The 4,881-nt window shown below is 42.9% G+C and carries 6 protein-coding genes; 1 reads left to right on the top strand and 5 read right to left on the bottom strand.

Annotated elements, in window-relative coordinates; all coding sequences use genetic code 11:
* The 5 genes from ACFIKH_RS08630 to ACFIKH_RS08610 form a co-directional block, all read right to left on the bottom strand.
* Positions 1-2,084, bottom strand: a 2,084-nt coding sequence (locus tag ACFIKH_RS08630) for a phage tail protein (protein ID WP_375671490.1), incomplete at its 3' end; no start/stop codon positions are given.
* The gene (locus tag ACFIKH_RS08625; RefSeq protein ID WP_244395846.1) at positions 2,081-2,143 is read right to left on the bottom strand and encodes a GpE family phage tail protein; all 63 of its coding nucleotides are present in this window, start codon (positions 2,141-2,143) and stop codon (positions 2,081-2,083) included. The genes ACFIKH_RS08630 and ACFIKH_RS08625, both read right to left, overlap by 4 nt.
* 47 nt (positions 2,144-2,190) lie before the next feature.
* Positions 2,191-2,478: a phage tail assembly protein gene (locus tag ACFIKH_RS08620; RefSeq protein WP_375626896.1), complete on the bottom strand. Its 288-nt coding sequence runs from the start codon at positions 2,476-2,478 to the stop codon at positions 2,191-2,193.
* Between the two features lie 2 nt (positions 2,479-2,480).
* Positions 2,481-2,987 (bottom strand): phage major tail tube protein, encoded by a 507-nt coding sequence (locus tag ACFIKH_RS08615; RefSeq protein WP_375670491.1) that lies wholly within the window; start codon positions 2,985-2,987, stop codon positions 2,481-2,483.
* On the bottom strand, positions 2,987-4,198 hold the full coding sequence (locus ACFIKH_RS08610; protein ID WP_375671489.1) for a phage tail sheath subtilisin-like domain-containing protein: 1,212 nt from the start codon (positions 4,196-4,198) through the stop codon (positions 2,987-2,989). The genes ACFIKH_RS08615 and ACFIKH_RS08610 overlap by 1 nt, the downstream gene beginning before the upstream one ends.
* Positions 4,199-4,585: 387 nt before the next feature.
* On the opposite strand from ACFIKH_RS08610, the gene ACFIKH_RS08605 reads away from it, so the two are divergent.
* Positions 4,586-4,881, top strand: a 296-nt coding sequence (locus ACFIKH_RS08605; protein WP_375671488.1) for an antA/AntB antirepressor family protein, incomplete at its 3' end; no start/stop codon positions are given.

The raw sequence follows: 4,881 nt of genomic DNA, 5'->3' as shown, positions 1-4,881 counted from the left end.
TGTCCTGTTTCAACGGCTCCTGTATTAAAACCACTCTTGCGTTTTTCAGGTGGGGTATTTGTAACCACTACTGTATCCAGCATTTTTTTTGCCCGTGCATTGGTCTCATTGGTAAAGGTTTTAATCGTCTGGGTTGAAGTCTTATTGATTGAAACATTAAAGCCTAACTTTTCTTTCATCCAATTAGGCATCCAGCTGGTTAATTTGCTTATCATGCCGCTAAACCAATCAGACAAAGCATTCCATTGGCTTTTGATACCTTCCCAAAGCCCGTTAATCAGATTGGTTCCTACTTCCATTAAATCGACACCAAACAGCCACTCAATGAGTTCATTGATTTTTTTTGAAATCCAAGAGAGCGGTGAAAAGTTTTTAAAGAGCGTCAAGAGGTTATTGAAAACGTTACTACATAAGCTCGCAAAAGAATTCCATAAGTTGCTTATGAAGCTTACTACCGTATCCCAATTTTTGTAGAGCAGATATCCAACTCCAACAAGGGCTGCTATGCCGCCAGCGATCCAGCCGATAGGAGTGGTCATGATTGCGATACCAAGCGATATAAAAGCAGAACCAACGGCAGTTATTGCCGAAATCAGTGTCCCTACAAGAGTTAAAGCAAGACTAGCGACTGCAGAAGCAGCTGAGGCTAATGCTGAAAGCAGTGATCTTCCCAGAGTAGCAGAAAATCTAATAAAAGCTTTATCTGCTGCGATTATTTTTGAGAGCAGGGATTTTCCAAGATTTGCAGCCAGACCGGTAATTTTAGAACTAACGGAAGTGAAGGCTGAAAGCACTGGTCCTGAAAGAGCGAAAGCAAGCCTGATAAAAACTGCGCTTACTATGGCTAGTGATGTAAGCAGCCAGCCATTGATTTTGTCCCAATTTTTGTAGAGCAGATATCCAGCTCCAACAAGAGCTGCGATGCCGCCAATTAGCCACCCGATAGGTGTCGTCATTATAGTATAGCCAAGCGTGACAAACGCTGCTCCCGCTGCGGCTAATGCGGCAATGAGTGGACCAAAAATGAACGAACCAAGTGCCACAAGTCCTACCTTAAAGAGGGTTATTTCACCAATCAGAGGTTCTAGCCATTGGAACCAGCCTTTAATCCTCTCTGTGAGATCACTGATACCTTTTCTTAAATCAGAGGTAGGATTAAGCAAATCATTAAAGACTTTTTTTAAGGTTTTTGCCCAGCTCGCAACGGTTGTTTGAATGAGGTCGCGGTTTTCATCAATCAGGCGAGAAAAACCGTCAATCATGTCATTGATCACGGGCATGAAACGCGCGCCAATAAAGCTCGCGATACCGCCTATTTTTTTCTTAAAGGCTCCCATTTTGTCACTCAAATCTGCTGCATAGCGTGCAACATCGGCACCTATCAGCCATTTTCCTTTCCGCGCTTTTGCAAACAGTTCTTTAATGGGTGCCATGCCTTGTGCAAGCATGGTCGCCATTTCTTTACCATCGCCCCCAAACAGCAGAGCGGCAATATGCTGTCTTTGTGCTTGATTTTTCATCTTACTCATCTTGTCGGTAATTTCTTCTAACAAGACAGAAGTGGATTTGAGTTTTCCAGAAGTGTTTTTGACAGAAATGCCAAGTGCTTCAAAGCCCATCATGCCTCTTTTTTGTCCAGCATAGGCTTGTGCTGAACGCCTATTTAAAACCGCTAAGGATTGTTGAAAAAGTTCGGCAGAAGTGCCTGAATTATCGGCTGCATCACCCCATAATTGAAGTGATGCAACACTCATATTTAAATGGTGTGATGCGTGGTGAAGACTATCTCCCAGATGCATGGTTTTCATGGTGAGGGCGGTTACACTTGCCACAAGACCACCACCAGCAAGCCCTAAAGCACCAGTAAAGACCGAAGCACGGCTTGCCGCCACTCCAAGAGCACTTTGAACGCCATGAAGGCTTTTTGTCATGTTTTTGACAGCAGCAGAAAAGCGCGGAATACTCAATCTCAGTGAGAGTGTTTTTGATAATGTATCGAATTTTTTTTGAAGATGTTTAAGAGGTGCGGTGAGTTTGTCTTCAAGAGATAATCTCACCTTTGCATCAGCAACTTTTTCACTCATTTTGTCTTATACCTTTCTGCTGCTTGATTTCGCCAAAAGACCAATTCTTCCAGTTCCATTTCCATCATGTCTGAAAGTGGCCAATGAAAAACAATGGCAATATCGGCTATGAGTTTCGCGGCAGTTTCGCAGTCTTGGAAGCCCGCCGACTTGAAAAAAAATCTATAATCTCACGAATATCTTCCATGTCATAAGGATCAATTTCCTCAACGGCATCTATGGGCCAGCCAGAAAGGCGTGAAGTAATGAATTCTAACTGATCAGCATCGTCTTCCTTAAAGGTCGCTTTTAAGTCTTTATATTTCGGGCGCCGTAAGGTGATTTCGGTATGTTCTTTTCCTTCAAAGGTAATCGGTACAAGTAATTTATGTGTAATGCTTGTTTGTACTGTCATTTTTATAATCCTAAGTTTTCTCTATGATCTGCGAGTTGATTGACGCCATTGAATCTCCTCACCAAGTTGAGGACATCTATCTCAACGATTTCAACGTCCTTCTGGACATATTTGAAATACTGCAATGTGAAGGTAGTTGTGGATGTTGCTTTGCTGCCCGGTTGCCATTCTGCCATTTCAAAGCCTTTGCATAGTCCTCTCATGGTAATGACAACACCTTCTGCTGGTGTGCCTTGCGCTTGCATTGAACTTCGTAATGAGATATCGACATCTGTGCGCCCCAACAGTGCCATCAATTCTGGAGAGCAATCAGAAATGGTCATGCTAAGTGTGAGGGTTTCAAGACCAAGGTCAACTTCAATAGAGCTATCCATGCCTCCACCACGATAACTTTCAACAACCAAGTTCAAATTCGGTAATGTTACGCTTTCACATTTTGCTTGATAGGGAATGCCGTCGACAAAAATGTTAAAATATTTCAAAACTCTTGGTAAAACGGGTATAGCCATTAAAAAATCTCCTCTAAGTAATCATTCACAATGCGTGAACGGAATGTGATGTGTTCTGCTGGTGTTGTTGGTGTGAATTCGACATTGAAATAGACTCTGCCGCCTTCAATAGCGCTTGCTGTATTCAACTCTAGATCAGGCGTACAGCGCCCACCAAGAATGGCGCCTTGTGCTTTCAAATCACGCAAATAGGCATTGACGCTTTCACTGACATCATTCATGTAGGTTTTTTTGATATTGCGGTCGACAGCCCATAGATGCCCGCGCAAAATGGCGTCATTGATCATATCTGCGGTTCTCACCACCGATAAGAAAGCAAATTTTGTATCACTTGAAAGGGTGCGATTACCCCAAAGACGATAACCGTTTTCGCGGATAATTGTTGTGATGTTTTGTTCGTTAAGAAGGTTGGCGCGGCTTGATCTGTCACCAATGGAAAAATCAATGGGGCGCGCAGTTCCCACAATGCCATTGATCACTTTGTTTGAAGGGGAATGCCAAAAACCGTGTGTAAAATCAGTTTTGGCAATGACACCAGCAACTGCTGCACTTGCTGGCTGTTCTACAATTTTTCCATCACGATTCACCTTTACAAAAGGGTCAATAAGAATGACGCGCTTTGAATCAAAATCCTTTGCTGCACTAAGGGCTGCTTCATCTGTTGTGTTTGGTGCATCAAGCACCACAATAGCGCGTAGGCGTTCAGCAATGCCAATGAGTTCTGCTGCGACGGGGTTGGTAGTTGCACCAGTTCCATTCTCTTCAATATTCACACTGGAAGGGCGTTTGTGTGTAAAGCCTGGAGCGATAAGAATGCGTGGTGTTTGTCCCACAATGGACCCCGCTCCAATCAAAGCGTGGACGCCTTCATAAGCGCCATTTGCGTTTACACCGCCAAGAACATTGGTGAGTGTTGCATTTTCGTTGTCACCCTCGTTCACGCGCACGACAACAACAATAGCACCAACTTGCTTAAAAATCAGATCAAGGGCATTAGGTAGGGTGCCTTGACGCTTGCCTGTTTTATCCAGTTTAGCGGCTTGTGAAAGTGAACCCGTAACCAAAACGGGTGTGTTAAGAGGGAATGCTTGTTCATCAGCATCGGGTGCTGTGCCAACAATCCCGATAACGGCAGACTGAACCGCGCGAAGGGGGCGGGTGCCGTCGTCAACTTCAACGACTTCAACACCGTGTAAAAAACCTGTTGCCATACTTTATGCTCCTTTAAATGGTTGGCTAATGAAATGAATGGGAAAAATGAAAGGTAAAGAGCTGTGTTTTTCAGAGCTCGTCATCCAAAAATAAAAAAAATTATCGAAAGATGCTTGACATTATTTCTGTAATGTGTATTTTCGAATCAGGTGCCTCAAAAACACCTTGACGATAAGCGGGTGGATTGCCGAAACAGTCTTTTTTCCGCAGATTAAAAGCTTTGACTCATTATATGCGTATAGCATATAAATAGCTTGTCGGGTGTGGTTACGCTATACAATACCCTTTGGGGGAAAGCATAACGACGGACTTATCGCCGTGTTTTTGAGCACCCGGCACTCTTTTATCGAGTGTCAATCAAAAACATTTAACGATAAGGAGTTCTCATGAACACTCTTATAAAAATTACAGAACAAGTCATTGATGGCGATACTGTCCAGACAGTAAACGCACGTGACTTGCATACATTTTTAGAAGTTAAAACCAGTTTTAAAGATTGGATTATTCGTCGTATTAAAGAATGTAAATTTAAAGAAGGTTATAGCTTTTGCTCTTTTTTGAGCGAAAGTTCAGGAGGTCGTCCTTCTAAAGAATACTACATTACGTTAGACATGGCTAAACACCTTTCAATGATAGAGCGTAATGATAAAGGGCATGAAGCGCGTCAATACTTTATCAAATG

The organism is Bartonella sp. SD1336NMGDW (assembly GCF_042193565.1).
Classification (GTDB): Bacteria; Pseudomonadota; Alphaproteobacteria; order Rhizobiales; family Rhizobiaceae; genus Bartonella; species Bartonella grahamii.
This window is presented reverse-complemented; position numbering and strand designations above follow the sequence as displayed.